We start from the raw sequence: 26,298 nt of genomic DNA, 5'->3' as shown, positions 1-26,298 counted from the left end.
AATTCCCTAAATTACATATGGCTTAGGATTTCTTTCTTTAAAGCATCGTATTCACCTTGCAGAATCAAACCATTATCTAATAATTTTTTGTAGTTCTGTAATTTTTCGAACAATTCATCCTGTGATAATTCGGCCAAACCAGATCTATCATCCGGAAATTGCTTTTCATCACGATACCCTGATTGCTCTACCGGAATGATTTCGGCAAAACTAGTCACTTCTTCTGTGGCTACTTCTTCTATAATTTCGGCTTCTGCAACTATAGGCGTTTCTGCATCTTCAAACGGTTTGGGTTGCTCAGCAACCGGTGTTTCAACCTTCGGATGCTTGAGTAAATCCAATTGCTCTTTGGCAAAAGTATATAATTTTCGCGCTTGATTTTTAGGCAAATAATCTACGGTATGCGTTAAATCTGATTTGGTTGAAAACGTAAAATCGGCTCCTAAAATTCCTTCCTTTACAAAACTAGCTTCAATATCATCCCAATCATAATCAATGAATTCCATCGACAAACCCAAATTTTTAGGCTTGCAAAGGATGATTCTTTTATTGGTCACGACTATGCTGTCGGGAAAAATGTTTACCGCCGGTTTTTTCTGTACCGCGATGTAACCCACTTCTTCATTAGACATCAATAAATTATCCAACTTAGCGGTGATTTTCTCAATCGCTTTTGGGTCTTGGTCTTCGTTTAATATCTTTTTTAAATTGTCTAACATGGTTTGTGTTTTAATTTGATGCAATATTTTTAGCAAAAGTAATGCCTAATTCTCATTTTGAAGAATTTCGTTTTGAGTTTTTTTAGTCAAACTTTTGAAAACCAATTCATAGGAATGATTAATCAGTTCACACATCATTTTATCGGTAACATCATTGTTAAAACTTATGGTATTCCAATGGATTTTGCTCATGTGATAACCGGGTTGTATCGCCTCGAATTCAGCCCGAAGTTCTTCAGCGCGTTCCGGGTCACATTTTAAATTGAGTGAAGGTGTATTTTTTTCCCATTCTTTTAAAGAAGTGAGGCAAAACATTTTACTACCGACTTTAAACACCAAAGTATCTTCGTCGAACGGAAAGTGCTCGGTAACGCCTTTTTTGGAAAGACAGAATTCGTAAAGCTGTTGGACGTTCATTTTTTAGTGTTCAATTCTATACAAAACCGGTTTGCTTGGCGAAGCATCATTTTCAAACGAAGCAATTTGTAAATTCAGAATATAACTTCCGTCTTTAACATCGTCTTCCACATAAATCATTTCGGTAATCGTGCAGTTTAATCGTGCGTCAGCATTAAGATTGTTGATATCCTTTACATTCCAAAAGGCCTTGTGTGCCAATAACTTGCCTTCATCTTCTTCCCTATCCACGCTTGGCAAATCAATGAGTAAATGTTGGATACCGCTTTCGCGAATAAAAATCGCTGCGTCTTCGGCTAAATACGGCGGATTGGTATGAGAGTAATTTTTGTGCTTTTTCGCTTCCAGATTTGGTAAAGTCCTGATAATTAAAGCTTCTTTTGGAACGCCATTCTTTAGTGTCACATCGAGCGCAGTCGAGATACTTTCCAAAGTAATAACGAAATCATTATTCATTTCTTTTGGTACAATCGAAATCAATTCGGCAGTAAAGAAAAACTGTTTCAAACATTGATTAATACTGTAAAATTCTTTGGTAATATGTCCGAGACATTCCGTGTGCGTGCCATGTCCGTGTGGATTGAAGAAAATATTATTAAAATTGGTCGAACTGCCTTCGGATACTTTTCCAACCCAATCTCCGAATTTTACCGGTTTGATTTCGGGTTTGTCAATATACCACGCAATCGGATTGGCCTCAGTATTTGATAATGGAAGGGAAATATCAATGGGTTTAGATAAGTCGATTTGGAATTTATTGTCGATTAATGCTTTCAATGGATTTGATTTTACTCCAAATTTAGCAAAAATAAATCGGACGCAATTCCGTCTCCCAAAAACTTCCCGCTTTTGGTGGTTCGCAAAATATTGTCATCAATAAAAAGCAAATGGTCTTCGATGTATTTGGCCGATTGTTGGTTCAAATAGTCAATATATTTTGGCCCAAACTCAGTCTCGATTCTATCTAAAGAAACACCCCAAATGGTGCGCAAACCCGTCATAATGTATTCGTTGTAACGGTCGGTTTTGGTTAAGGTTTCGGTTTCGATCGGGACTTTATTTTCGGCTAAAGATTTCAAATAAAGTGAATTATTAGACACATTCCAACCTCGTTTTTCGCCATCATAACTGTGTGCTGACGGACCAATTCCGATATACTTTTTGCCCAACCAATAACTCGAATTGTTTTTGGAAAAATAATTTTCTTTGCCAAAATTGGACAACTCATAATGAATGAATCCGTTGGCTTCTAATTTGTCTACCAAAAGGTGAAAATGTTCTTGCGCCAATTCATCATCGAGTGGCGGAATGATACCTTGCTTAATAAACCTGTGCAAAGCCGTTTTCGGCTCAACAGTGAGCGCATAACTCGAAATGTGCGGAATATTATAAGACAAAGCCGTTTCGATGTTCTGTAGCCATTTTTCGTTACTCATATTGGGCATGCCGTAAATCAAATCGATGGTGATATTATCGAAATATTGGGTGGCGATCTCCAAACATTTTTTGGCTTCCTCGACATTGTGTGCGCGATTCATCAGTTTCAAATCGTCTTCAAAAAAAGATTGGATTCCGATGCTTAAGCGGTTAATTCGGTTATTCGCCAATTCGGTTATTCGGGTTTCTGTAAGGTCATCCGGATTGGCTTCGACGGTAATTTCTGGATTATCGATTACATTATAATTCTGAAACACCTCATCAATCAACAATCTTAAATCTGCAATCTCTAATATACTCGGAGTTCCGCCACCGAAGTAAATAGTTTCAACTGTTTCATCTTTAAACTCGTCTTTTCGCAAGTCAATTTCTTTGGCCAATGCCAAAACCATTTCGTCCTTTTTCTTTAATGAAGTCGAAAAATGGAAGTCACAATAATGACAAGCTTGTTTGCAAAAGGGAATATGGATGTAAATGCCGCTCATTTTAGTGATCAGTGGTCAGTGGTCAGTGGTCAGAACTGCATACTGAACACTGTGCGCCGAACACTATTTTTTTATTCGTTCTTCATTCTGTTTTACAAAAGCGTCCCAACCGCTGTAGCTTTTTCCGGCGGTGACTTTTCCGGTATTAAAGAAATGACAAACCGCTGCGGCCAAACCGTCTGTTGAGTCCAGATTTTTAGGTAATTCTTTTAAGCTTAAAAGTTGTTGGAGCATTTTGGCTACTTGTTCTTTGCTGGCATTTCCGTTACCGGTGATGGCCATTTTGATTTTTTTAGGTTCGTATTCGGTAATGGGAATTTGGCGCGATAACCCGGCTGCCATTGCCACGCCTTGTGCTCTGCCCAACTTCAGCATCGATTGTACATTTTTGCCAAAAAACGGAGCTTCAATCGCAATTTCATCCGGATGATGGGTTTCGATGAGCTCTATAGTACGTTCAAAAATGACTTTCAGCTTGGTATAATGGTCATCGTATTTGCTCAAAATGAGTTCGTTCAATTGAAGGAATTCCATTTTCTTGTTGACCACTTTAATCAATCCAAATCCCATGATGGTTGTTCCGGGGTCGATTCCTAATATGATGCGTTCGTTGGCCAAAATACGATGATTTATTTCGGTAAAAATAGGAAACAATAATGGATAATATAAAAAAAGGCCGTTTAAAAAACGACCTTTCCATAATTAAGTTTTTACCAATTATTGCTTGATGAATTTTTTAGTAATTTCATTTTTACCGTCTTTTACTTTTACTAAATAAACGCCGGACTGTAAATTGTTTAATTGAATATTTTCGTTAAAGAAGCCATTATTGGCATAAGTATTCAAATAAATTTGTCTTCCTCTAACGTCATATATTGAAAGTTCAATTTTTTCAGATGAAGTTGAGTTGAATTGAATGTTGAAATCTCCGTTGTTTGGATTTGGATACAAACTAAAATCTTTAATAGTATTTTCATCAACCCCAAGCGGAACTGCAACAGTACTGCACAATCTCAAACTCCAACTGTTGATGGCACCACCATCTTGGTTAAACGAATCTAAAACTCTAAGAGTCCAAACACCGTTCATCGTCTGACCATTGAAAGCGGTTAACGATTGAACCGGTTGAATAGTTCCTGAAATTGCCGGATTAACTTGACATACTAAAGGAATTCCCGAATCGTCAAAAGTGGCGTTAATATTTAACAAACTATCACTAACACAAGGTTGGGCAACTAATTGCACTTGAGTTCCTGTTGGGCTTATTAATGTAATGGTCATATCGTTTACCCAAGTATGAGCAATATTCATGGTTACATTTACATCAGAAATAACATTGGTTGAAGCAACGTTAAGTGTCGAATTAACTGTTACGTTTGCTGTAGTTGGAATGTTTATAGGTACGTTAGTTGAACTAAAAACAGTACAATCTGGCTGTCCTGTTTTAAACAGATTAGCGGCGCTATAATTACCCACACAAGAATTGTTCTTTGGTAAAACTCTCCATACATATTGCGTTGAATCTGATAATCCTGTCACATTATATGAGTTGGTTGTAACGGTAGCAGAAGCCACTATATTGCTGAAGTTATCATCGGTGGCTACTTGTACATCGTAAGCCGTCGCATTTGAATTGGCCGGCCAAGTCAACGTAATTGTAGTTGGAATTCCAATTTGTAAATGTGCCGGATAAGTTAAAGTTTGAGTTGGAAAATTAGAATTAAACAACTCTAAATAAAAAGGTACAGTTCTGGAGGTAGCACCTGAAGTTGCCGTTACCACAATGGAATAGAATCCCGGGGCAGCTGCATCTGTATTGCTTAAGGTTAAAGTAACTTCTCCGTTGGCCGAAAGACTATTTGGCGTTAAGGTTGCGGTTACTCCTGCCGGCTGACCGGTAACTGTGAAATTAGTGGCATCACTGAAACCGCCATAAGTTGTATATGGAATAATATATGACACTATGCTTCCGGTACAAATTTGCTTGTTTTGTTGCTCAGCTATTCGATTAAAACTCACCCCGAATGTTGTTGTCGGAGCCGTTATGGTGAAGTTGGCATTAGAAATGTCATAAAAAATATGACGATATCCTCTAACCATTACCCTATTGGTTGTACCCACATTATTAGGTACGGTTATCGTTTCCGAACCATCATTAGGTACTTTACTGGCTAATAATATCGGATAAGTATTTCCTCCATCAGTAGAAAGGTAAATATCAACATATTGAGCGTTTACGCCATTTGCTGTAGTTCCGGCCACAGCCCAAGTTACGTTTTGATTGGTTCCAACTGTCCAGCTAACTACCGTATTGGGTTCTGAAACTAAAAATGGTCCGGCTGTCCCGTTTACGGTTACTGTCATCCCATCAGAAGCAGTCTGACCGGCTCCGGCATAATTATCTCTGGCAGTAAAAACAAAGTTTAATGTTCTGGCTACCGAACTCAATGCTTCCACAACAATATCAGTTCCTTGAGTTGTAGATTGATTAGCGATTACTCTTGCCAAAGGAGGAAAATAACGGCTTGGTGAAGTACTCGGATTGTATGAACGCCAGTTTGGTCCGGCTGTTTTAGTAGCTGACGCAGCACTGGCTGCACCGGTTTGATTGGTAGCAGAATCATTTTGTTCCCAACAGTAAGTCATTGCATCTCCATTGGCATCAGTGGCTGTTCCTGTTAAGATAAAAGGCGTACTTTTTGGAATAGTATAATCTAAACCTGCACTTACTATAGGCGCAATATTGGTCAAAGTAATTCTGGTTGGGCAAGTTTTACCAACCATGTTATCTTCAATTTGTTTGATAGATGCATACACAAAATAAGCATCGGAATTAGGCTGAACATCTTGTCCTGTAATACCGGCATATCCCATGATGGTTGATCCAGAACCTACTTCAACATTGACTCCACTACCTTCCACATTATGAGAAAAAGTATGATTCCCGCCAAACTGATGTCCCAATTCGTGAGCTACATAATCAATATCAAAAGTGTCACCCATTGGTACCCCATTTGAAGGTGACGTAATTCCCCTTCCTTTGATTCCGTCAACACATACACAACCGATACATCCGGCATTTCCTCCACCACCGGTGGAACCAAACATGTGTCCAACATCATAATTATCTTCCCCGATTATATTGGTCAAAGTTGTTTGCAATTGGTTATTCCAATTGTTCATAGTGGTATAAGGATCAGTACCTGCATTAGTATAGATTACAAGCGCATTGTTATCAATCAAGTTCATGTGAATAGACAGATCTTTTTCAAATACACCGTTTACTCTTGTCATAGTTGCATTCATTGCTGCTAAAGCATTGGCTACTGTACCACCAAAAAAGGCAGTATATTCACCATTACAAGACAAAGCCAATCTGAAAATAAGCAACTCACCCGAATTTGAGTTGGGTGATAATGAATTTTGTCTTTGCAAACTGTTAGAAAGTCTTACATCGTCTGTTGAACAAGTAAACGGCAAGCCGCCATTTTCTCTACTCGATTGATATACCGCGTAAACAGTACCGTCTGTAGAATAAGGTTCGATAAACTCGTTTCTTCTACCTGTTCTGAAAATCATAGCTTGCATACCGCTATCATCCATACTAAGTCGGATTTGCGCTTTATTATCATCTATTCCCACTCCGATATACGAACGAATATTCGGAAATTGCATTTGGAGTCCGGGAGAAAAATTAGAAAATTCAAACATTTGAAAACGTTCTGTAATCCCGTCTACATTGGGCACCGAAATCACTACATTAGATTGTTTTGCAGTCAGTCTGTTTGGTGCAGTTCGCAATGCTGCTTTAACATCAGTTAGATTCGCATCATAAAGTTTGAATTCTCTTGGGAAATTTGAACGTTGAACCTGCGTTAAAGGTTGAATGTTCTGGCGTGAGGTGATTTCCCAAGCTTTTGACTTTTGAGAATATCCACTGAAACCCACCAAAACAAGAAGCAAAATTGTAATTTTTTTCATCATTAATTTTTAGTTTTCTGTGTTATTTTAGTAGTTTTTTGAAGAATTTTTTAAATAAAGGCGTAAAAATATGATTTTTTTTCAAGAAAACAATTTTTCAAGCTTAAGATTATGGAGAACAGATATTTTAGGTTTCAAAGCAGGATATCCTTTACTTTGCGGTATGAAAAATCTTCTCCGAAACCGATACTTTCTTTTTGCTGTAAAACTCACTATTGTTTTACTGTCTTTTTATTTTATCTACGGAGAATTAAAAAACAATAACCAACTGGATTGGCCAAAATTCTATCTTTTGCTCTCTGAAAAATGGTCTGTTTTGGGCATGTTTTTTTTGCTTTCGTTTAGTTTTGCCAATCGCTTTTTGGAAATTTTGAAGTGGCAAAATTTGGTACTGTTTATTAAACCAATTTCTGTTGGCGAATCGACAAAACAAGTGCTCGGCGCTCTCACGGCGAGTATTTTTACACCTAACGGCTTGGGAGAATACGCAGGGAAAGCATTGTTTTTTGATAAAAAAAAGACCAAAAAAATCATTTTTCTCAACTTGATTTGCAACGGCATTCAAATGATTTTAACGGTACTTTTCGGCACAATCGGATTATGGATTCTGGGTTTCAAGTTTTGGGTTCTTGCTATTGTCGGTATTTGCTTTTTACTTTTTGGCATTTCTTTTTTATCAAAATCTATCAAAATCAAAGGCTATTCTATTGAAAAACTTTTAGCCAAACTCAACGAAATTCCAAAAACCATTCATCGTAAAAACATCTTCTTGGCCATTGGTCGTTATTTGGTTTTTTCTCACCAATACTATTTTTTATTTCTGGCTTTTGGTGTAGATTTACCTTATCTAACTTTGATGGCTTCTATTGCGGCTGTTTATTTTTTGGCTTCTTGTTTGCCTAGTTTTCAGTTTTTGGATTTTGCTATCAAAGGAAGTGTGGCACTTTTTTTCTTCGAAAAATTAGGTGTCAACGAATGGATTGTAGTTTTTATTTCCACGCTGATGTGGTTTTTGAACGTAGTGTTGCCGGTGGTTATCGGAAGTTATTTTGTCTTAAAATTTAAACCCAAATGGAATTGATTACAATAGCACTTTCCCTGATTTTATTAGTTTATGTTGCACTAATGGTTCAATTGATTTTGGGCTATGACAAAGTCAAAACTTTCAAAAGAACGGCTGTTGAACCTAAAACAGCTTTTTCTATCATCGTTCCGTTTCGCAATGAGGAAAAAAATTTACCGAGACTATTGCAGTCATTTTCTAAACTGAATTATCCTTATAAGTTAATCGAAATTGTGATGGTGGATGACTTTTCTACCGACCTTTCCGAACGCGTTTGTATCAAATGGCGATTGGACCATGAATTTTTGGACACAACACTTTTGGAGAATTTACGCTTATCAAATTCGCCTAAAAAAGACGCTATCGGACGAGCGGTTCCCATCATCAAACACGATTGGATTATTACTACGGATGCGGATTGTACTGTTCCTGAAAATTGGTTGCTGACTTTGGACAATTACATTCAAAAACACCAACCGGAAATGATCGTCGGAGCGGTAAAATACAAAACCAAAAACAATTGGTTTCACAAGTTCCAACAACTGGATTTGTTGAGTTTACAAGGCACAACTATAGGCAGTTTTGGGATTAGAAAACCGTTTATGTGTAACGGTGCCAATTTTGCTTATACCAAAAAACTCTTTAAAGAAATTGGTGGTTTTGAAGGCGTTTCCAAAAATGCCAGCGGCGATGATGTTTTCTTGTTACAGAAGGCGACAAAGAATCACTTAGACAAAATTCATTACTTAAAAAACACGGAAAGCATCGTTAAAACAAAACCCGAAAATGATTTGTTTGATTTCTTTATGCAACGGGTTCGTTGGGCAAGTAAAACAAGCGGTTATCAAAGCAGTTACGCGAAGTTCTTAGCGGTTATAGTGTTGTTGATGAACCTTGGGTTGGTTATCTGTTGTCTGTTGTCTGTTGTGGGGAACTTTGACTGGAGTATTTTGCTTGGGGTTTTTTCGGCTAAATATTTGGTGGATTACTGGTTGTTACATAAAACCAACAAATACTTACTCAAAGGCCAATGGATTTTACCTCTTACAACAAGCATCATTTATCCTTTTTACTCGAGTTTGGTTGGCGTTTATTCTTTGTTTGGCAACTTTTCTTGGAAAGGCAGACAATTTTCTAAATAGCCCATTTGAGATTAAGAGGAGGAAGCCCAGTAGGCTTCAGGTATTTTTGCATAGCAAAGTCTAGCCCGGATAGTAGTGGAAATCCTTTTTATGGTTTGAAAAAAGCCCTTCGTCTGCGCTCAGGGTGACAAACCATAAAAAGATTGGAACGCATAGCCGAAAAGAGCTTCTGAAATAAATTCAGAATAAATCCTAAAAAAATTATTCTTGCTTAATAATCACCGGAAGCACAAACTGCGTTTTTACCGGAATACCTCTTTTTAAAGCCGGATTTACTTTGGGAAAACCAATCAAACGTGCTCTGAGAATGCTGTCGATTTTGATAGTATCGTAGGCTACGGAATCTTTAGGGAATTCGGGATTAAACTCTAAAGTCGCATCGGGTAAAATGGTTACTCTGACTTCTATGGTGTCTAATTTCGGGAACATGGTAGCCAACGTATCGATGGCTAATTTTTGTTCAATAGTAGCGGTTAAAAAGTCGAAAAAGCATTGTTTGCGTTGGGCCGCATCCGTCAGTTTTTCACAATCGGCTACTGATGGATATTCGTCGACTTCTTTCCAATTGATTTCCTTTATTTGTTGGTTGAGCAACTCCTGTTCGGAAGGTGCTTTCTTCTCCAAGTATTGGCAGGAAAAACTAAAGGTTAGTAACAATAAAGCGAGTGCTTTTTTCATGTATGGTTTCCATCGGATTAACAGTTTCAAAAATAAGAAATTATATTCACCAAGCTACGGTTTGCCTAAAAAAGAAAAGCCTTCTCGAAAGAAGGCTTTGTGGTTTTAAACTTTGTATTTATTCTACAATTAACTTTTTCACTACTTTTAGGTTTGAATCAGTTGTTACTTCTAAAAGATACATGCCTTTGGAAACCGAAGACAAATCGAGTGTTTGTATTGATAACGCATGGGTTGGTTTTTGGGCCATAATCATTTTGCCTGACACATCGTAAACGGCTATGTTGGCAATGGTTCCTTCGTTTTTCACTTGAATCGTCACAATATCGGAAACCGGATTCGGGAAGAAAACAAAATCGGCATTCTCAAATTCGCCTACGCCTAACTGTTGTACAAACTCTGTATTGAAAGTATTGGTAATAATAGGCGGATTGAAATCGAAATAAATAGAAGCTGTATTTGGAATAATATCGCCTACGGCATAACCCGACATAGGTTTTATTTGGAACGTTATGTATCCTTTTCCAATATTGGTATTCGCTACAGACGGCGGCAACATGATATTGTCAAAAAGCCAATTAATATTGTTTCCTATTCTGTCCATAATGTATGGATGACTTGCACTTACCATTCGAATTGAACTTGAGTCCAGTTGAGAATTCAAGACATCATTTACCCTAACATTGATGGCACTGGCTGTTCCCGTATTTTCAAAACGGATGGTATAAGTTAAATAATCGTTAGCGGTGAATGTTGAATGCAAAATTTGTTCTCCATGAGCTTCCATTTTGTCATTCGGGTCATAAGCTCCGATAATAATTTGGGTATTGGTAGCCGAATTATTGGCCGGAACCACATCACCGGTAAGCGGAATTATTGAAGCTGTATTGGTTAATAATCCGCCAATGTTTACCGTTGGAAGGGTTGGTACCTGCATTGTTACCATAATTTGTCTGGACTCAAAAGGCAATAAGTTGGTAAAATTATGAGTAAAACCATTAGTAATTGGTGTTGTCCCCGATTGTGTATTACCCACTATTGAAACCAAAGGATCATGATTAAAAGTCACCGTTCCTGAGGCTATGGTTTGGTTACCATTATTGGTATACACTATTTTATTCATATAAGTAAAACCAGGTCTCGGTGCATTTACAGGGACAATATTTACGGCCAAGTCATTGTAGGTTTGCGTTACGGTAATCGGGAAATTATAAGTTTGCATTCCGCCACCGATTACTACATTCACATTGCTATAGGAAGCCGTGGTTATGGCGTAAGAAGCAGCATAATTGGGGTCAATGGTATAACTCAAATCATATGAATTAGATCCATTAGTATCATAAATATTATAAACTCCGGTTGGAGAAATTATGTTGTGCACATTCCCGTTGTTGTTGATTTCATAGGTGAATTGTCCTAATGGGAAATTTTGTTCACCGGTGTCTTGTGTTCCATTACTGTTAACATCTAAAAAGGCATTTAAACGCAATCCGGAACAGTCAATAGCTCCTGTATTGGAGGTATTTGCTTCTGTGATGGTGATTAATCCCGGGTTGTTGCTAAAGTTAGTTACCATCAATAAATAATATTGACCCGGTAATGCGTTTGGAATAAACGGATATTCCACTGCCGCAGCAGAGTAGCTACAAGACACTACATTACTTAGTAACATACTTTGATTTCCGCAAGCTACGGTAGGTGATGTAAAAGGACCATACATAATGTAATCAACATCCAAAGGTTGTCCGTTATTAGATACTTGATTTACTTGAAAAGTAATATTGCCCGCCTGACTCACCGGTAAGAAAAACCATGTAGGGTTTGGTGTAGTTCCCAAACAATTAGCAGAACCGCTTCCGTTAACATTGACAGTGTTTGCAAACGGAACTCCTAAGGCATTACACAACGAATTGGCTTGTGAACATGTGTAAGCCAAATTACAGTTAGGATACGCCAACAACTCAAAGCTGTAAATTTGGTCACAACCGTTTTGAATAATTTCACGGGCAAAAACCATAGTTACCATGTTCTGAGTACTTAAGTTAAGTTGAGATGGATTGGCAAAAGGCACTACTTGATTTTGAGCGTTGGACAAACTCGGATAGTATACCACAACATTATTTGAGTTTAACGCGGCTTCAATACTGGTTAAATCAAAAGTGACAAAACCGTCATTATTGTCATCACATTGTTGCAATGAAGGTAATGACATAGTTCCGGGGAAAAAATTATCTACAATCAAAGCGAAAGCGAAGAACTGATATTCTTGAGTCGCATTATTTTCTAAACGAGCGTAAATTACTGCTCCATGTTGGGCACAATAATTCGCCGGAGTTGTAATTACGGCCACATCATTTTCCGCATCTGGTTGTGTAATATGGTAAGTGATTGTATATTCTGATGGATTTAAGTTACCAATGATATAAAAATCATTTTCAGTCAAATCAAAACATGCTTGAGAATCATCACCACATTCATTAAGATTTATAGGCTGTCCGGGTTGCGGATTACACGCGGATGTAGTGTAAGTAATCCAATTTGACGCTGCGCTCATGCCATTACTGCCACAATTAGCACTAACCGAGAAAACATAATTGGAATCACAAAGCAAGTTAGGAATAGTAACGGAACTCACCATTTGAGTAATAAGTGTCATAAAAGGTCCACCATTAACCGAATAGGTTATGGTATATGAGGTTGCTCCTGCACTCTGTGCCCAATCAAGGGTTATAGAGTCTGAAGTTGCACTATCAATGATAAATTGTGCCGGTGCGGGACAATTTGGGTTTTCACAAGTAATAGTAATCAATTCAACTATACCGATAGCAAAACATCCGGTATTCGGAAATTCAACTCTGTAAAAAATCGGTGGCTGAGTCGGAGCGCCAACAGCGCTTATGTAACAATTCGGGTTGGCAATTTGATTAATATTAGCTTGTGCATCAAACTGAGTCATAAAAAAGGAAACCAATAAACTTGGATTACCATTAAGAATTTGCGGAACAACAGTTGTCAAATCCCAACAAGGAAAACTAGTGATAAGACTGGCACAATTAGTTACTGTAACAGTCGGAGCTTCCGGTGTTGGATTAACCGTTAAATTATAGGTCAAAATCGTAACTTCATTGGTGGCTACGGTTACTATTCTAACAAAAATAGTTTGGTTAAAAGGATTAATATTTAAATACGGACTTGATAATGCGTTGGCACCTGTGGCCGCATCTGTCTGAGTTTCGTGATGGGTTATCACATAATCCTGAGCATTTAAATTTCCTAAGATTTCAAAGGATATTTCTCCCAACCAGAAGGCTGCAATACCATCATTATCATCATCACACACATTATTAAATTGTGAAGGCTGATTAAAATTTTGGGCTACTAAAATGGAGGTTGAAAAAAATAAAATAAGTACAAGTAATAGTTTTTTCATGTTTTGAATTGGTTTGGTTGATTGACAATTGGCAATATTTTAAAATAAAGCAACGCAAGTTACAAATTTTCAATGAATTATAACACAAAAAAACCAAACCTCTGTAAAGCAAAAAAGCCATCCCTAAAAAAGGGAAAGCTTTTCATTGGTCTAACTACTAAACCTTGATACGAGTTACAAATTCGTATCGAAACAACACAACTAATCTTAGATACTTTATTGGAACCTAAACAAGTTTTTTAAAAACCTATTTTGGGCAAAAAAGGTTTTCGTTTCCGAAAACCTTTCCCAATTTTAGCGGTCTGGACGGGACTCGAACCCGCGACCCCATGCGTGACAGGCATGTATTCTAACCAACTGAACTACCAAACCATCGCTTAATTGCGGTTGCAAATATACAACTGATTTTCAATTCTGCAACATTTTTTATCTAAAAAAACGAAAATGATTTTGACGGACTAACCAAACATTTGTTTTTCAACCAAGTATGTCGTTAAAATTTTTTCAAAAGAATCCTCTACAGCCACCGGGACATACTTAATTTTGTTTTGAGCACAAGTCATAGCTAAGGTTTTGAAATACTCATTAACCTTTTCTTCGTAGACGTCTTTGATGGAATCTGCAAAAATATTAATCTGTTCTCCTGTCTCTAAATCGATAAATTTTCGCGGTGCATTGTCGAAATTGAAATTGATTTCGGTTTTTTTATCGATGACATGAAACACTACTACTTTATGTTTGTTGTGTTTTAGATGTTGTAAAGCATTAAACAACGCTTCACTATTTCCCGTTTGAAACATATCGGTAAAGAGAATAATCATCGAACGACGGTGAATTTTTTCGGCTATTTGATGTAGAAATGTTACGGTGTCTGTATTTTTAGACACTTTGGGATTTTCTAAAAGGTCTTCGAGCTTATTCAAAATCATTCGGTGGTGACGGTCGCTTCCTTTTTCCGGTGCGTAATATTCGTAAGCATCTGAATAGACACTCAAACCTACAGCATCGCGTTGCTTCTTTAACAAATTCATTAAAACGGCGGAAGCCAATACGGAAAAACCTATTTTATTGTGGTAAAATGGTTCGTTGCTTTTTAGTTTGGGATAATGCATCGACGAGGAGTTGTCTATAATCAAATGACAACGGAGATTGGTTTCTTCTTCGAATTTTTTGGTGTAAAGCCGGTCGGTTTTGGCAAACAATTTCCAATCGATGTGCTTAGTGCTTTCGCCTGAATTGTAAACTTTATGTTCCGCAAACTCGGCGGAAAACCCATGAAAAGGCGATTTATGCATCCCCGAAATAAAGCCTTCGACCACTTGATTGGCCAATAATTCCAAATGCTTAAAACCGGAGACGAGTTCTTTTTGTTCTTCAATCTTCATTCTTCAAATATACTATGAAAAACAAATTATCGAACTCCTCTTAACATAAAAATATGCCATTCACTATTCTTCATAAGTAACCAGAACACGAATTGGTTTGGATAAAATATTGGCTGAATTCGCCGTTTTATTCCAAACCACCACACTGGTGCCTGAAATATAATAATCGTACTCATAACCAGCAGAACCCGTATAAGAAGGCGGTACAGAATTCCCCGTACTGTATTCCACCAAGACACTCGCTGATAAAATTTTTGAACTGGTTAATCCGTGAACTAGTTGAACAAAGCCTCCTTGAGTATTACTAGTTGTACCTGTTAGCTTAATCATTTTCACGGCTGGTGCTGTAGTCCCCATTTTGGTAAAGCCGTTAACCTCCAATTCTGCCGTTGGAGTACTAGTTCCAATACCAACTTCACCACTTCCTTTAACACGCATCGTCTCAGTGAAAGCAGCACTGCTGCCATAACCAAAAGCAATATCATCACTAACTCCAGCTGAATGTATTTGCATTAAGAAACCTTGAATCCCAAATCCATAATGGGCTCCAGCACTACCCCATAAGGAAATTTTATCTCCAACAGTTGACGGAAAATGCAAAGGATAATCTGGTGTGAAGTTTCCTATAGCCACATTTCCAGTTGAACCGATAACCATTCTGTTAGTATTCCCACCTGTTCTTAGCAAGAGACTATTAGGATAGGTAGGAGAATTGTAAATCACACCTCCATTATTGGAAGCGCCACTAGCGCCAAACAAGACACCCGTTTCCTGGGTAGAGAGCACATTCACGTAAGCATTTGTACCGCTAGTTTCAGCGGTTATCATCGCACTTCCGTTGGCCGTAATTGCTGAAGATCCATTTTGAACATGCAATCTTGAGGAAGGTGTTGAAGTTCCAATACCAACATTTCCGGTCCCCTTAATCCGCATCCTTTCAGTAAAAGCGCTACTATTTCCATAACCAAATGCAATATCGCTGAAATCGTAATCGGCGTGAATTTGAAGCAACATGTTTTGAATGCCGAAGCCATAATGATTACTGATTGTGCTTCCCCATAATGACACCTTATCTCCATATCCATCATTGAAATGTAATGGAAACTGAGGTGTGAAATTACCTAATGCAACATTACCCGTATCCGAAATAATCATTCGATTCACATTTCCATTCGTTCTTAAAGCCATACTCTTTGGATAAGTAGGAGACCCATATATAATTCCCCCATCAGTGGAAACACTGTCGCTCCCAAATAATATACCTGAATCTGTTGGAGATAATAAATGCAAAAAAGTATTATCATTATTTTCAACCGTCAGCAATGCGCTTGCATTAGGTGTCATACCAGAGTCATTATACTTGACATGCAATCTTGTAGAAGGCGTAGGCGTACCTATTCCAACATTCCCTGTACCTTTAATTCGCATTCTTTCGGTTAAAGCATCTGTTGTTCCATATCCAAATGCGATATCGTTGTTGACTGCGGGAGTATACATTTGCAACAATGATGATTGTATACCAAAACCATACATATTACCGGTTTGTCCAAAGAGACAAATTTTTTCACCGTGCACATTGTCAAACTCTAATTGCACCGTTGGGACGTAATTTCCTAATGCCACTTTTCCGGTTGGACCAATAACCACCCTATTAATATTACCATTTGTTCTCAGCAGCATGCTATTTGCCAAACCAGAAGGATTATAAATGATTCCTCCATTGGTGGCATTTGAATTAGCCCCAAATAATACGCCTGACTCACCTCCTGAAAGTAAATTGAAATAAGTACCGTTACTACTTTCAATAGTTGCCACTGCCGTTGGATTTGGCGTTAAACCTGAATCACTATTTTTGACATGTAATTTAGATAACGGATTAGCCAATCCAATCCCAACATTGGCCATGTGATACATATCATCAGTATTTGATGGTGTAAGCGTTGTCCCAGCTTTATACCAATCTTTATCTCCATTAGCTGTCGAGGAAATACCTATCCAACTAGTAGTAAGGTTATCCCAATAATAAAGACCAGGCGGATTTACTCCTGAGGTTACCATCAAATAAACCATCATGCCTTGTTGAGCAGCGGTTGGGTTAGTAGCCGGAAAATCATCTACCCGTGGAATTAACAATCCATCTTTATTGGTAGGACTGGTTTGACTGCTGGCTTTAATATCAAGTTGTGCATCGGGTGCAGTAGTATTAATCCCAACTTGCGCCTGCATTTGAAAAAAGCAAAATATAAATACTAATCTGAGAACCGTTTTCATTCCAAAATCTTTTTATTGCCAAAATTCAAAATTTAAACCACACTAAATCTGACATTTATACCAACGACATTTATTTTATACGAATGACATATTTTAACATTTTTCATTATTTTTGAAAGATAAAGTGGGTAAAAAATGAAACATTGGAATTGTTTAATTGTGGATGATGAAGATATCGATCGTTTGATGACTTTGTCGTTTGCAAAAAAGTTTCCGCAGCTCAACATTATTAGCACTTGCGCTTCTGCAGAAGAAGCAATCTCTATTTTAGATAAAACTTCCTTAGATATTCTTTTCTTGGACATTGATATGCCCGGTTTAAGCGGCGTTGAACTTCGAAAAAAAGCTATGGAAGTTCCGGTCTGCATTTTTATCACCGGTCATCCGGAATATGCTGTAGAAAGCTTCGAATTGGAGACGCTCGACTTTATTGTAAAACCCTTACGCTACGAGAGATTTGAAAAAGCAATGCAGCGTGTAGATCAGTTTTTGGAGATCAAGGAAAAGGCTTCTCTCTTTGAATTAAGTATAGGAGATGATGTCATTTACATCAAGGAAGGCAACGAAAAATCCAAAATTAAACTGTTTGATATTTTATATTTGGAAGCTTTAAAAGATTATACCCTTTTGGTTACCGAACAAAAAAAACACTGCATTTGGTCGAATATCGGCTCGCTTTTGAAACAAGACCCTTTTCAGTCTTTTACCCGAATTCACCGAAGTTTTGCCATTCAAAAACAATTTGTAAAAAAAATTTCGGCACAAGAAATCATGTTGAGCAATAATGCCTTAATTCCTGTTGGGAGAAGCTACAAAGAAAGTGTAAAAATGTTGTTATGAAAAAAAGTTGTTTTCTTGTACTTCTTTTTATTCCGGTCTTTTTGTTTTCGCAAAAAAAATCTACTGTTGAAGAAAAGTTGCGTTATCTGGAAAGCATGAAAGAGGACACTTCGAAAGTAAATCAACTCAATAAAACCGCGCTCTATTTTAGTAATTCTGACACTGCAAAAGCTTTCTTCTACAACAAAAAGGCGATACAACTCGCCAAGAAACTCGATTGGAAAGAGGGAATGGCCTCCTCTAACTATTGTCTTGGAACGATTTACAATGCACAATTTAACTATAATAAAGCACTGTATTTCTTTAATCAATCATTACAAACTTCTATTCAAAAAAATCGAAGTAAAGCATTGCAAAGCATTGGGGAAGTGTATCTCCTTACCAGCAATTTTTCTAAAGCATTAGAATATTCCTATCAAGCACTCAAAATTGACGAAGCCATTGGAAACAAAAAAGGGATTGCAAAGATTTATGCCAATTTGGGCTCTATAAATTATGGTTTTCAACAATATTCTAAAGCTTTAAACTATTACAATAAAGCAGCAAAATTGTATGGAGAATTTGAAAACAATAAAGAATTAGCGATTGTCAATAGAAACATAGCCGGCGTATATAATAGTTTGACGCAATATGACAAAGCACTGCTATACTATGACAAAGCATTTATTTTATGCAAAAAGGCGGGCGACAAATCTTTGCAAACTCGCCTACTGTCAGACATTTCTCTTGTTCACTTTTATCTCAAGAACTACGATAAAGCGCTTGATTATTGTTATATGTCTTTGAATTCCATTCCAAAAGGAACCCAAGACAAACAAACTGCTGCTTTTTCGCATGGTGTTTTAGGAGATACATATATTGAAAAAGCAAAATCCAAGAATAACAATAGGGTTTTATTGGATAGTGCCATTTATAATTTAAACAAAGCGGTCAAACTTCACCAAGAACTTAATAATAGTCGTGATTTGGCATATGACTTTTCAAGCATTACCCAAGTCTATAAACTAAAAGGCGATTTCAAAAAAGCATTAGAATCTTATGAAATCGCTATGGTTTATGAAGATTCGGTTTTTAATTTTAACAATAAGGAAACCATCAAAAACCTGGAAGACCAAAGAACCATTGAACTTCGCAATCGGGAAATCAAAATCAAAAAACTACAACTCGATGCTAAAGAAAAACAAAAATGGATGCTGATTTCAGGATTGGTCTTACTGGGTGTAATCGGAGGATTGCTTTTTTATCAAAGTTCTAATCGAAGAAAAGTTAATAAAAAGCTGCAATCCTTAAATCTCGATTTAGAAAAAAAGAATACAGAACTAGACGAAGCCAACAAAATAAAAGCGCGTTTTTTTAGTATCCTCAACCATGATTTACGAAGTCCTGTTTACAACTTAATTCATTTTCTTCATTTGCAAAAAGAGAATCCCGAATTATTGGACGAGGAAATGAAAAGTACTATTGAAAAGAAAACCGTTTCCTCGGCAGAAAACTTGCTAACCTCTATGGAAGATATGCTATTGTGGAGCAAAAGCCAAATGGAAAACTTCAAACCTCAGCCTAAAAAGATTCTAATCAGTACTCTATTTGAAGATACCGCAAAACACTTCGCCGGTGAAGAAAAAATTAAACTCACTTTTGAAAACCCAGACAATATCGAAATCACAACCGATGAAGATTACCTGAAAACTATCATTAGAAACCTCACCGGAAATGCCTTAAAAGCTTTAGACAAAACCGAAAACCCGAGTATTGTTTGGAAAGCCTGGAAGCAAAACAACATAACCTATTTATCTGTTACCGACAATGGTCCGGGAGCTAGTCAGGAGAAACTTAAAGCACTTTATGATGACAAAGAAGTTGTTGGAATAAAAACCGGTTTAGGATTGCATTTAATTCGGGATTTAGCCAAAGCAATTTATTGCACTATTACTGTAGACAGCAAAATTGATATTGGCACTACTTTTACTTTAACCATTCCATAAAAAAAGGCCTAACTCACGTTAGACCTTAGTTTCTTTTTCATGGTATATTACAATAATGCATCGATAGCATCAGTATAGGTTTTTTTAGGAGCAACGCCTACTTGACGACCTACTACTTCCCCATTTTGGAAGACCAAAACGGTAGGTATATTACGAACGCCGTATTTGGCCGCAAACTCTTGGTTAGCGTCAACGTCCACTTTTCCAACGACTGCTTTGCCTTCGTATTCTGAGGATATTTCGTCGATAACCGGACCAACCATACGACACGGACCGCACCAAGCTGCCCAAAAATCGACTACAACCGGTTTATCTGATTTTAATACTACTTCGTCAAAAGTAGCATCGGTAATTGCTAAAGCCATATTCTGTATTTTTAAAATTATTGTATTTATTTGAAGACAAAATTAGACATTTTATTTGGTATTTCTTTACTAAAAAAATTAGATTTGACTATGACTGCATTTGAAAAGCTGATTAAAGCTTAAATTTTCATTCAGCCTTTGTAGGCTTATATTTTAAGTTATATTTGTTTCTACTATCTTACTTTTTATGACCGACAAAGACTATCTCAAACTTATCATAGGCCATGTAGGCATAGGCGTTTTAATTTCGATTTTCCCTTTTTTGGCCAAAATTTATGCTTTACTGATTTTGATAATCGGATTGTATTTTGTCATCAAAAACAAAAACAAAAATCATGAAGTTCTCTATATAGCAGCTTATTTGGTTGGCAGCGAAGTTTTTTTGAGAACAACTCAGGGCAATCCTTTTCACGAATACGGCCGGTATTTTGTGATATTTTTTATGCTTTTGGGATTGTATTACAGCGATTTTTCTAAAAAAGCTTATCCGTATTGGGCTTTCTTATTGTGCTTGATTCCCGGTATTTTCATTGCCGTAAACAATTTGGATTCTGATGTGAGAAAAAAAATATTTTTCGACATTTTAGGACCGGTTTGCTTGGGAATTTGCGCGCTCTACACTTACAGAAGAGCCATTTCCCGCAGAGAAATTGACAACATTTTGCTCAGCATTGGCTTGCCTGTTTTGGCTTGTTGTACTTTTTTATTTTTGAAATATCCTTTAAGTGAAGCCGTGATTAAAAATACCGAATCCCAAGTTTTTCTCTCCGGTGATTATGCGCCAAATCAGATGGCAACGACTTTAGGATTGGGCATGTTTGTTTTCTTTTTACGGTTCTTTTTGTCATCCGCTTCGGTTGGAATGCTGCTGCTGAACGGATTACTTTTCTGCTTTATTTACTACAGAGGTTTATTGACTTTCTCCAGAGGCGGCATGATCACAGCGATGGCTATGGTAGTCATTTTAGTGATTTTCATTTTGATAAATTATAAGAAACACATTCCGGTTAAATTGAAACTTGTGTTCGTATCGTTAGCTTTTCCCTTGATATTTGTTTTGGGTTCATGTCAAACCAATGGACTTTTGTTTAAGCGATACAACAATCAAAATCCTTCAGGTTTGTACAAATCTTATGAAACCGAAGGCAGAAATGATATTGCTTTGGATGAAATAAAGCAATTCCAAAAAAATCCAATTGTGGGTGTTGGTGTAGGAAAAACTAAAGAAACTCGGAGCTTGAAACAAGGCTCCAGTATTTCAACGCACAACGAAATAACCAGAATGTTAGCCGAACACGGACTGTTTGGAATAGCCGGTATTTTGATCCTGCTTTTCACACCGCTGTTTCTTTTTTTAAAGGATAAAAAAAACGTTTATTTGCTCTGCCTTTTTGCCTTTTGGCTACTAACCATAAACCATACCGGAATGCGGGTTGCTGCACCTTCCTTTATCTATGCCTTGGCGCTTTTGAGTCTCAAAAAAAACCCTGAAATTAATTCAGTTTAAAGCTCAATCCCATCTTTTCTAATTCTTGGAGTAATTCGGTTGAGATTTTGATTTTCAGTTTTCTGCTTGGCAGTGTAACCTTGGTGATTACCTGAATTTCTTCTTCTATCGTTGGCAATTCTATTTCGATATTTTCAAGGTTTTCAGCCTCTAAATTGGCCTCATCCTCTACCACAATTTTGGTTACTGCTTCTACAACCTTTTTAACTTTTTCTTGCTCGATGATTTCAAAAGTAACCGTATTATCGCCTTTATTGGACGTAAATATATGATTCAATTGTTGGATGAAATTTTGATGCAAATCATTAATATCCATTTGAATACTCAACTTTTTGGCAAACTGTGGCAACACATCCTGAAGCTGTTTGACATCAGCAAATTGGATTCTTGGTTCCGATTTCTTCCCGGTTTCGCGGTTGACCCAACCGTCTTTAACGGTAACTTTGAAATAGACGAATTGATTATTAACCAAGAAATGACGAAACTTGAGATACTCTTCATCGAAAATTCGGAACTCATGGCTTTCATCATAGCCTTCTAAGGTAAACATCGCCCAGTCTTTTCCGTTCTTGGCGGTTTTGTATTGCACATTGGTTACAATGCCGGCAAAAGTTAAAGTCTTCCCGACATAGCTGTTCAAATTTTTCAAATGCTCTAATTTGCTGCTGCAGAAGTATTTCATTTCAAATTTAAAATCGTCCAAAGGATGACCCGAAATATAAATCCCCACCACTTCTTTTTCTTTGGCTAATTTCTCCATCGTACTCCAATCCTCACACGGCGGCACTGTTGGTTCGGCAATTTGAACATCACTCGCATCACCAAACAAACTTACTTGGGAGGAGTTTTCATTTTCCTGAAACTTCGCCCCATAGCGAATGGCTTTCTCGTAAAATGTGATGTTATCGCCATCGGTATGGAAATATTGCGCTCGGTGGGTGTCCGAAAAACAGTCAAAACCACCTGCTAAAGCCAGGTTTTCGAAAGCTTTCTTATTCGCTGCGCGTAAATCTATTCGCTTGGCCAAATCAAAAATCGATTTGTATTTACCTTCTTTTCGGTTCTCTACTATGGTTTGTACTGCGCCCATTCCAACGCCTTTGATAGCGCCCATTCCGAATCGAACGGCATAGTTTTCATTGACGGTAAATTTGTAATAACTCTCATTTACATCCGGCCCTAAAACTTGCAAGCCCATGCGTTTACATTCTTCCATAAAGAACGACACTTGCTTGATGTCGTTCATGTTGTTCGAAAGTACCGCTGCCATGTATTCAGCCGGATAATGCGCTTTAAGATAAGCCGTTTGGTAGGCAATCCAAGCATAGCAAGTGGAGTGTGATTTGTTAAAAGCATACTGAGCAAAAGCTTCCCAGTCTTTCCAGATTTTTTCTAACTTTTCGGCATCATGGCCATTAGCCACGGCTTGGTCGATGAACTTGGATTTCATTTTGTCCAAAACATCTTTTTGCTTTTTCCCCATCGCTTTACGTAAAACGTCGGCGTCACCTTTGGAGAAACTGGCTAATTTCTGGGACAAAAGCATTACTTGCTCTTGGTAAACAGTAATCCCGTAAGTATCTTTTAAATATTCTTCGCAAGCTTCTAAATCATATACTATTTCTTCTTCGCCGTTTTTACGTCGCACGAAGGACGGAATATATTCTAACGGACCGGGACGATAAAGCGCGTTCATTGCAATCAAATCACCGAAAACCGTTGGCTTTAAATCTTTCAAATACTTTTGCATTCCGGGCGACTCGTATTGGAAAATCCCAACCGTTTCACCTCTTTGGAACAATTCATAAGTCTTTACATCATCTATTGGAAATTCATCCGGATTGAGTTCGATTCCGGTTCGGTATTTAACCAACTTAACTGTATCCTTAATCAATGTTAGGGTTTTCAACCCCAAGAAGTCCATTTTGAGCAAACCGGCACTTTCTACGACTGAGTTGTCAAACTGAGTCACATACAAATCGGAATCTTTGGCCGTGGCTACGGGAACAAAATTGGTTATGTCATCGGGCGTAATAATCACACCGCAGGCATGAATTCCGGTGTTTCTGAGATTTCCTTCTAATATTTTGGCTTGCTGAATGGTTTCACTACCTAAATCATTCCCATTGGCTAACTCGATTAATTCTTTGACTTTATCAAATTCCTCGGCTCTCAGAGCCGCTTTTAATTTGTCATTATCTAGAGTAAAAATTTTGGCCAAATTTAAAGTCGTCGGAATCAACTTGGCAATTTTATCGGCTTCGAATAGCGGCAAATCTAAAACTCTCGCAGTATCACGAACGGATGATTTAGCGGCCATAGTACCGTAAGTAATAATTTGGGCCACTTGCTTCGAGCCGTATTTATTGATTACATAATCCATTACGCGGCTTCGGCCTTCGTCATCAAAATCGATATCAATATCGGGCATCGACACACGATCGGGATTTAAGAAACGCTCAAAAAGCAAATCATATAATAATGGGTCGATATTGGTAATCCCCAGACAATAAGCTACTACTGAACCCGCGGCCGAACCACGGCCGGGACCAACGGAAACATCCATTCTTCGGGCAGCGGCGATGAAATCCTGTACAATCAAAAAGTAACCGGGATAACCGGTGTTTTCGATGGTTTTTAATTCAAAGTCTAACCGTTCCTGAATTTCCGGAGTAATTTCTCCGTAACGTCTTTTGGCACCTTCAAAAGTTAAGTGCGCTAAGTATTTATTCTCACCTCGTTTGCCGCCATCGGTTTCATCTTCTGGTACTAAAAACTCTTCGGGTATGTCAAATTTCGGAAGTAATACTTCACGAGACAAATCGTAAATTTCTATTTTATTGACAATCTCTTCTGTGGTAGTAATGGCTTCGGGCAAATCGTGAAACAACTTTTTCATTTCGTCACCCGATTTAAAATAGTATTCCTGATTGTTAAATCCGTAGCGATAACCACGACCGCGACCTATGGGTGTAGATTGTTTTTCGCCATCGCGAACACACAACAGAATATCGTGTGCGTTGGCGTCTTCTTTATTGATATAGAAAACATTATTGGTCGCAACGGTTTTTACATGATGCTTTTTGGCCAAGGAAATCAAGGAAGCATTCACGCGATTTTCATCTTCCTGATTGTGCCGCATCAACTCGATGTAAAAATCATCGCCAAATTCCTGTTTCCACCAAAGCAAGGCTTCTTCCGCTTGGTTTTCGCCTATATTCAACACCTTACTTGGAATTTCTCCGTAGAGATTTCCAGACAACACAATGATATCTTCTTTGTATTGTTGGATGACTTTTTTGTCAATTCTTGGCACATAATAAAACCCTTCGGTGTAAGCAATAGAGGATAACTTTGCCAAATTGTGGTAGCCTTTTTTGGTTTTGGCCAAAAAGACAATTTGGTAACCGTTGTCTTTACGCGACTTGTCTTTCAGATCATCACAAACATAAAACTCGCAGCCTACAATAGGTTTTACGATGGTTTCTGTTGGTGCTTCGCCGTTTTCTTCTGCTTGCTTGTTTTTGGCTTGAACCGATTTATTGTGGTATAAAATATCTCTAACAAAATGAAAGGCACCCATCAAGTTGGCGTGATCGGTCATGGCCACTGCCGGCATTTGGTTTTGCACCGCAGCAGTCACTAAATCTTTGACACTGATGGTTGATTGCAGTACAGAGAATTGGGTATGATTGTGAAGATGAACAAACTGAACAGCTGCAGTATCGTGATGAATTTGTTTTTCATCATGGGTTGGCGTGGCTACTTCTTGCGGTTGAAATTGTTTTCTGATTTCTTCCGAAGCTTGTTTGAGATTGATGTGCTGTAATCCGATTAATTGAATTTCTTTCGGATTATTTTCGCCAAATTCTTTAAAATATCCGGCCGGAACATCGAGCTCTTCTTTGGTAAAAATTTCTCTTCTGATTAACTCCAGAAAACAACGTGTTGTGGCTTCAACGTCGGCTGTCGCATTGTGTGCTTCGGCAAACGGAACACCAAACAAATATCCGTGTAATTCCGTTAGCGTTGGCAATTTAAACTTTCCGCCACGTCCGCCGGGCAACTTTAAAAGTTCGGCGGTAACTTCTGTACAAGTATCTAAAACCGGCATGGCTGCCATTGGAGAGTTTACGCCTAAGCGGTAAAATTCACATCCCATAATATTGACATCAAAGCCAACATTTTGCCCGACTATGAATTTGGCTTTGGCCAAAGCAGCATTGAACTTTTCTAAAACTTCTGCTAAAGAAACGCCTTGCTCTTGTGCCAATTCGGTAGAAATACCATGAATTCTTTCGGCATCATACGGAATGTTAAAACCTTCGGGCTTTACCAAATAATCCTGATGTTCCATAAGATTTCCCATTGCATCATGTAACTGCCAGGCAATTTGGATACAGCGTGGCCAATTGTTAGTGTCTGAAATGGGGGCTGCCCAATTTCGGGGCAAACCGGTTGTTTCGGTATCAAAAATTAAATACATAGGTGTAAAATCCCAAAATTAAAATTCCAAATTCCGATTGGTATTTGGACAAAAGAATAACCATCGGAACAGTTTCAAAAATACGTTTTCAGGCTTAGGAAATCAAT

17 protein-coding genes and 1 tRNA gene are annotated in these 26,298 nt (G+C 37.8%); 5 read left to right on the top strand and 13 right to left on the bottom strand.

Annotated features, from left to right (window positions below; all coding sequences use genetic code 11):
* Window positions 1-11: 11 nt before the first annotated feature.
* The 6 genes from P7V56_RS04180 to P7V56_RS04155 all read right to left on the bottom strand — a co-directional run bounded on the left by P7V56_RS04180 (window position 12) and on the right by P7V56_RS04155 (window position 7,039).
* Window positions 12-719, bottom strand: coding sequence for a PH domain-containing protein (locus P7V56_RS04180; RefSeq protein WP_171220940.1), 708 nt, complete (start codon window positions 717-719; stop codon window positions 12-14).
* A 45-nt stretch (window positions 720-764) separates the two neighbouring features.
* A complete protein-coding gene (locus P7V56_RS04175; protein WP_171220941.1) occupies window positions 765-1,136 on the bottom strand; it encodes an MmcQ/YjbR family DNA-binding protein in 372 nt (123 codons plus the stop codon).
* Between the two features lie 3 nt (window positions 1,137-1,139).
* Window positions 1,140-1,913, bottom strand: coding sequence for a cyclase family protein (locus P7V56_RS04170; protein ID WP_171220942.1), 774 nt, complete (start codon window positions 1,911-1,913; stop codon window positions 1,140-1,142).
* A gap of 11 nt (window positions 1,914-1,924) precedes the next feature.
* Window positions 1,925-3,058 (bottom strand): radical SAM family heme chaperone HemW, encoded by a 1,134-nt coding sequence (gene hemW / locus P7V56_RS04165; protein ID WP_171220943.1) that lies wholly within the window; start codon window positions 3,056-3,058, stop codon window positions 1,925-1,927.
* Between the two features lie 63 nt (window positions 3,059-3,121).
* Window positions 3,122-3,676 carry a crossover junction endodeoxyribonuclease RuvC gene (gene ruvC / locus P7V56_RS04160; RefSeq protein WP_171221568.1) on the bottom strand — a complete coding sequence of 185 codons (555 nt, stop codon included), beginning with the start codon at window positions 3,674-3,676 and terminating at the stop codon, window positions 3,122-3,124.
* Between the two features lie 99 nt (window positions 3,677-3,775).
* A complete protein-coding gene (locus P7V56_RS04155) occupies window positions 3,776-7,039 on the bottom strand; it encodes a zinc-dependent metalloprotease (RefSeq protein ID WP_171220944.1) in 3,264 nt (1,087 codons plus the stop codon).
* A 163-nt stretch (window positions 7,040-7,202) separates the two neighbouring features.
* On the opposite strand from P7V56_RS04155, the gene P7V56_RS04150 reads away from it, so the two are divergent.
* The gene (locus P7V56_RS04150) at window positions 7,203-8,120 is read left to right on the top strand and encodes a hypothetical protein (RefSeq protein ID WP_171221569.1); all 918 of its coding nucleotides are present in this window, start codon (window positions 7,203-7,205) and stop codon (window positions 8,118-8,120) included.
* Window positions 8,111-9,244 (top strand): glycosyltransferase family 2 protein, encoded by a 1,134-nt coding sequence (locus tag P7V56_RS04145; RefSeq protein ID WP_205959298.1) that lies wholly within the window; start codon window positions 8,111-8,113, stop codon window positions 9,242-9,244. Before P7V56_RS04150 ends, P7V56_RS04145 begins: the two co-directional genes overlap by 10 nt.
* Before the next feature lie 201 nt (window positions 9,245-9,445).
* On the opposite strand, the gene P7V56_RS04140 is transcribed toward P7V56_RS04145, so the two are convergent.
* The 5 genes from P7V56_RS04140 to P7V56_RS04120 all read right to left on the bottom strand — a co-directional run bounded on the left by P7V56_RS04140 (window position 9,446) and on the right by P7V56_RS04120 (window position 17,008).
* Window positions 9,446-9,922 (bottom strand): hypothetical protein, encoded by a 477-nt coding sequence (locus P7V56_RS04140; RefSeq protein ID WP_171220945.1) that lies wholly within the window; start codon window positions 9,920-9,922, stop codon window positions 9,446-9,448.
* A gap of 118 nt (window positions 9,923-10,040) precedes the next feature.
* A complete protein-coding gene (locus P7V56_RS04135) occupies window positions 10,041-13,352 on the bottom strand; it encodes an FIDD domain-containing protein (RefSeq protein ID WP_171220946.1) in 3,312 nt (1,103 codons plus the stop codon).
* Between the two features lie 298 nt (window positions 13,353-13,650).
* Window positions 13,651-13,724: transfer RNA gene (locus P7V56_RS04130), tRNA-Asp, on the bottom strand.
* An 86-nt stretch (window positions 13,725-13,810) separates the two neighbouring features.
* Window positions 13,811-14,737, bottom strand: a complete 927-nt coding sequence (locus tag P7V56_RS04125) for a DUF58 domain-containing protein (RefSeq protein ID WP_171220947.1) — start codon at window positions 14,735-14,737, stop codon at window positions 13,811-13,813.
* Between the two features lie 63 nt (window positions 14,738-14,800).
* A complete protein-coding gene (locus P7V56_RS04120) occupies window positions 14,801-17,008 on the bottom strand; it encodes a phage tail-like protein (RefSeq protein WP_171220948.1) in 2,208 nt (735 codons plus the stop codon).
* A 135-nt stretch (window positions 17,009-17,143) separates the two neighbouring features.
* On the opposite strand from P7V56_RS04120, the gene P7V56_RS04115 reads away from it, so the two are divergent.
* A complete protein-coding gene (locus P7V56_RS04115) occupies window positions 17,144-17,848 on the top strand; it encodes a LytR/AlgR family response regulator transcription factor (RefSeq protein ID WP_171220949.1) in 705 nt (234 codons plus the stop codon).
* A complete protein-coding gene (locus P7V56_RS04110; protein WP_171220950.1) occupies window positions 17,845-19,833 on the top strand; it encodes a tetratricopeptide repeat protein in 1,989 nt (662 codons plus the stop codon). The genes P7V56_RS04115 and P7V56_RS04110 overlap by 4 nt, the downstream gene beginning before the upstream one ends.
* Before the next feature lie 47 nt (window positions 19,834-19,880).
* Here the strand turns inward: P7V56_RS04110 and trxA are convergent, their stop codons facing one another.
* Window positions 19,881-20,198, bottom strand: a complete 318-nt coding sequence (gene trxA, locus P7V56_RS04105) for a thioredoxin (RefSeq protein WP_121312549.1) — start codon at window positions 20,196-20,198, stop codon at window positions 19,881-19,883.
* Between the two features lie 187 nt (window positions 20,199-20,385).
* Between trxA and P7V56_RS04100 the strand changes: the two genes are divergently transcribed.
* Window positions 20,386-21,705 carry an O-antigen ligase family protein gene (locus P7V56_RS04100; protein WP_171220951.1) on the top strand — a complete coding sequence of 440 codons (1,320 nt, stop codon included), beginning with the start codon at window positions 20,386-20,388 and terminating at the stop codon, window positions 21,703-21,705.
* Here the strand turns inward: P7V56_RS04100 and dnaE are convergent.
* Complete coding sequence (dnaE, locus tag P7V56_RS04095; RefSeq protein ID WP_171220952.1) at window positions 21,692-26,191, bottom strand: DNA polymerase III subunit alpha; 4,500 nt, start codon at window positions 26,189-26,191, stop codon at window positions 21,692-21,694. The genes P7V56_RS04100 and dnaE overlap by 14 nt on opposite strands.
* Between the last annotated feature and the right edge of the window lie 107 nt (window positions 26,192-26,298).

The organism is Flavobacterium sp. IMCC34852, assembly GCF_030643905.1.
In the GTDB taxonomy this organism is placed as follows: domain Bacteria; phylum Bacteroidota; class Bacteroidia; order Flavobacteriales; family Flavobacteriaceae; genus Flavobacterium; species Flavobacterium rivulicola.
This window is presented reverse-complemented; position numbering and strand designations above follow the sequence as displayed.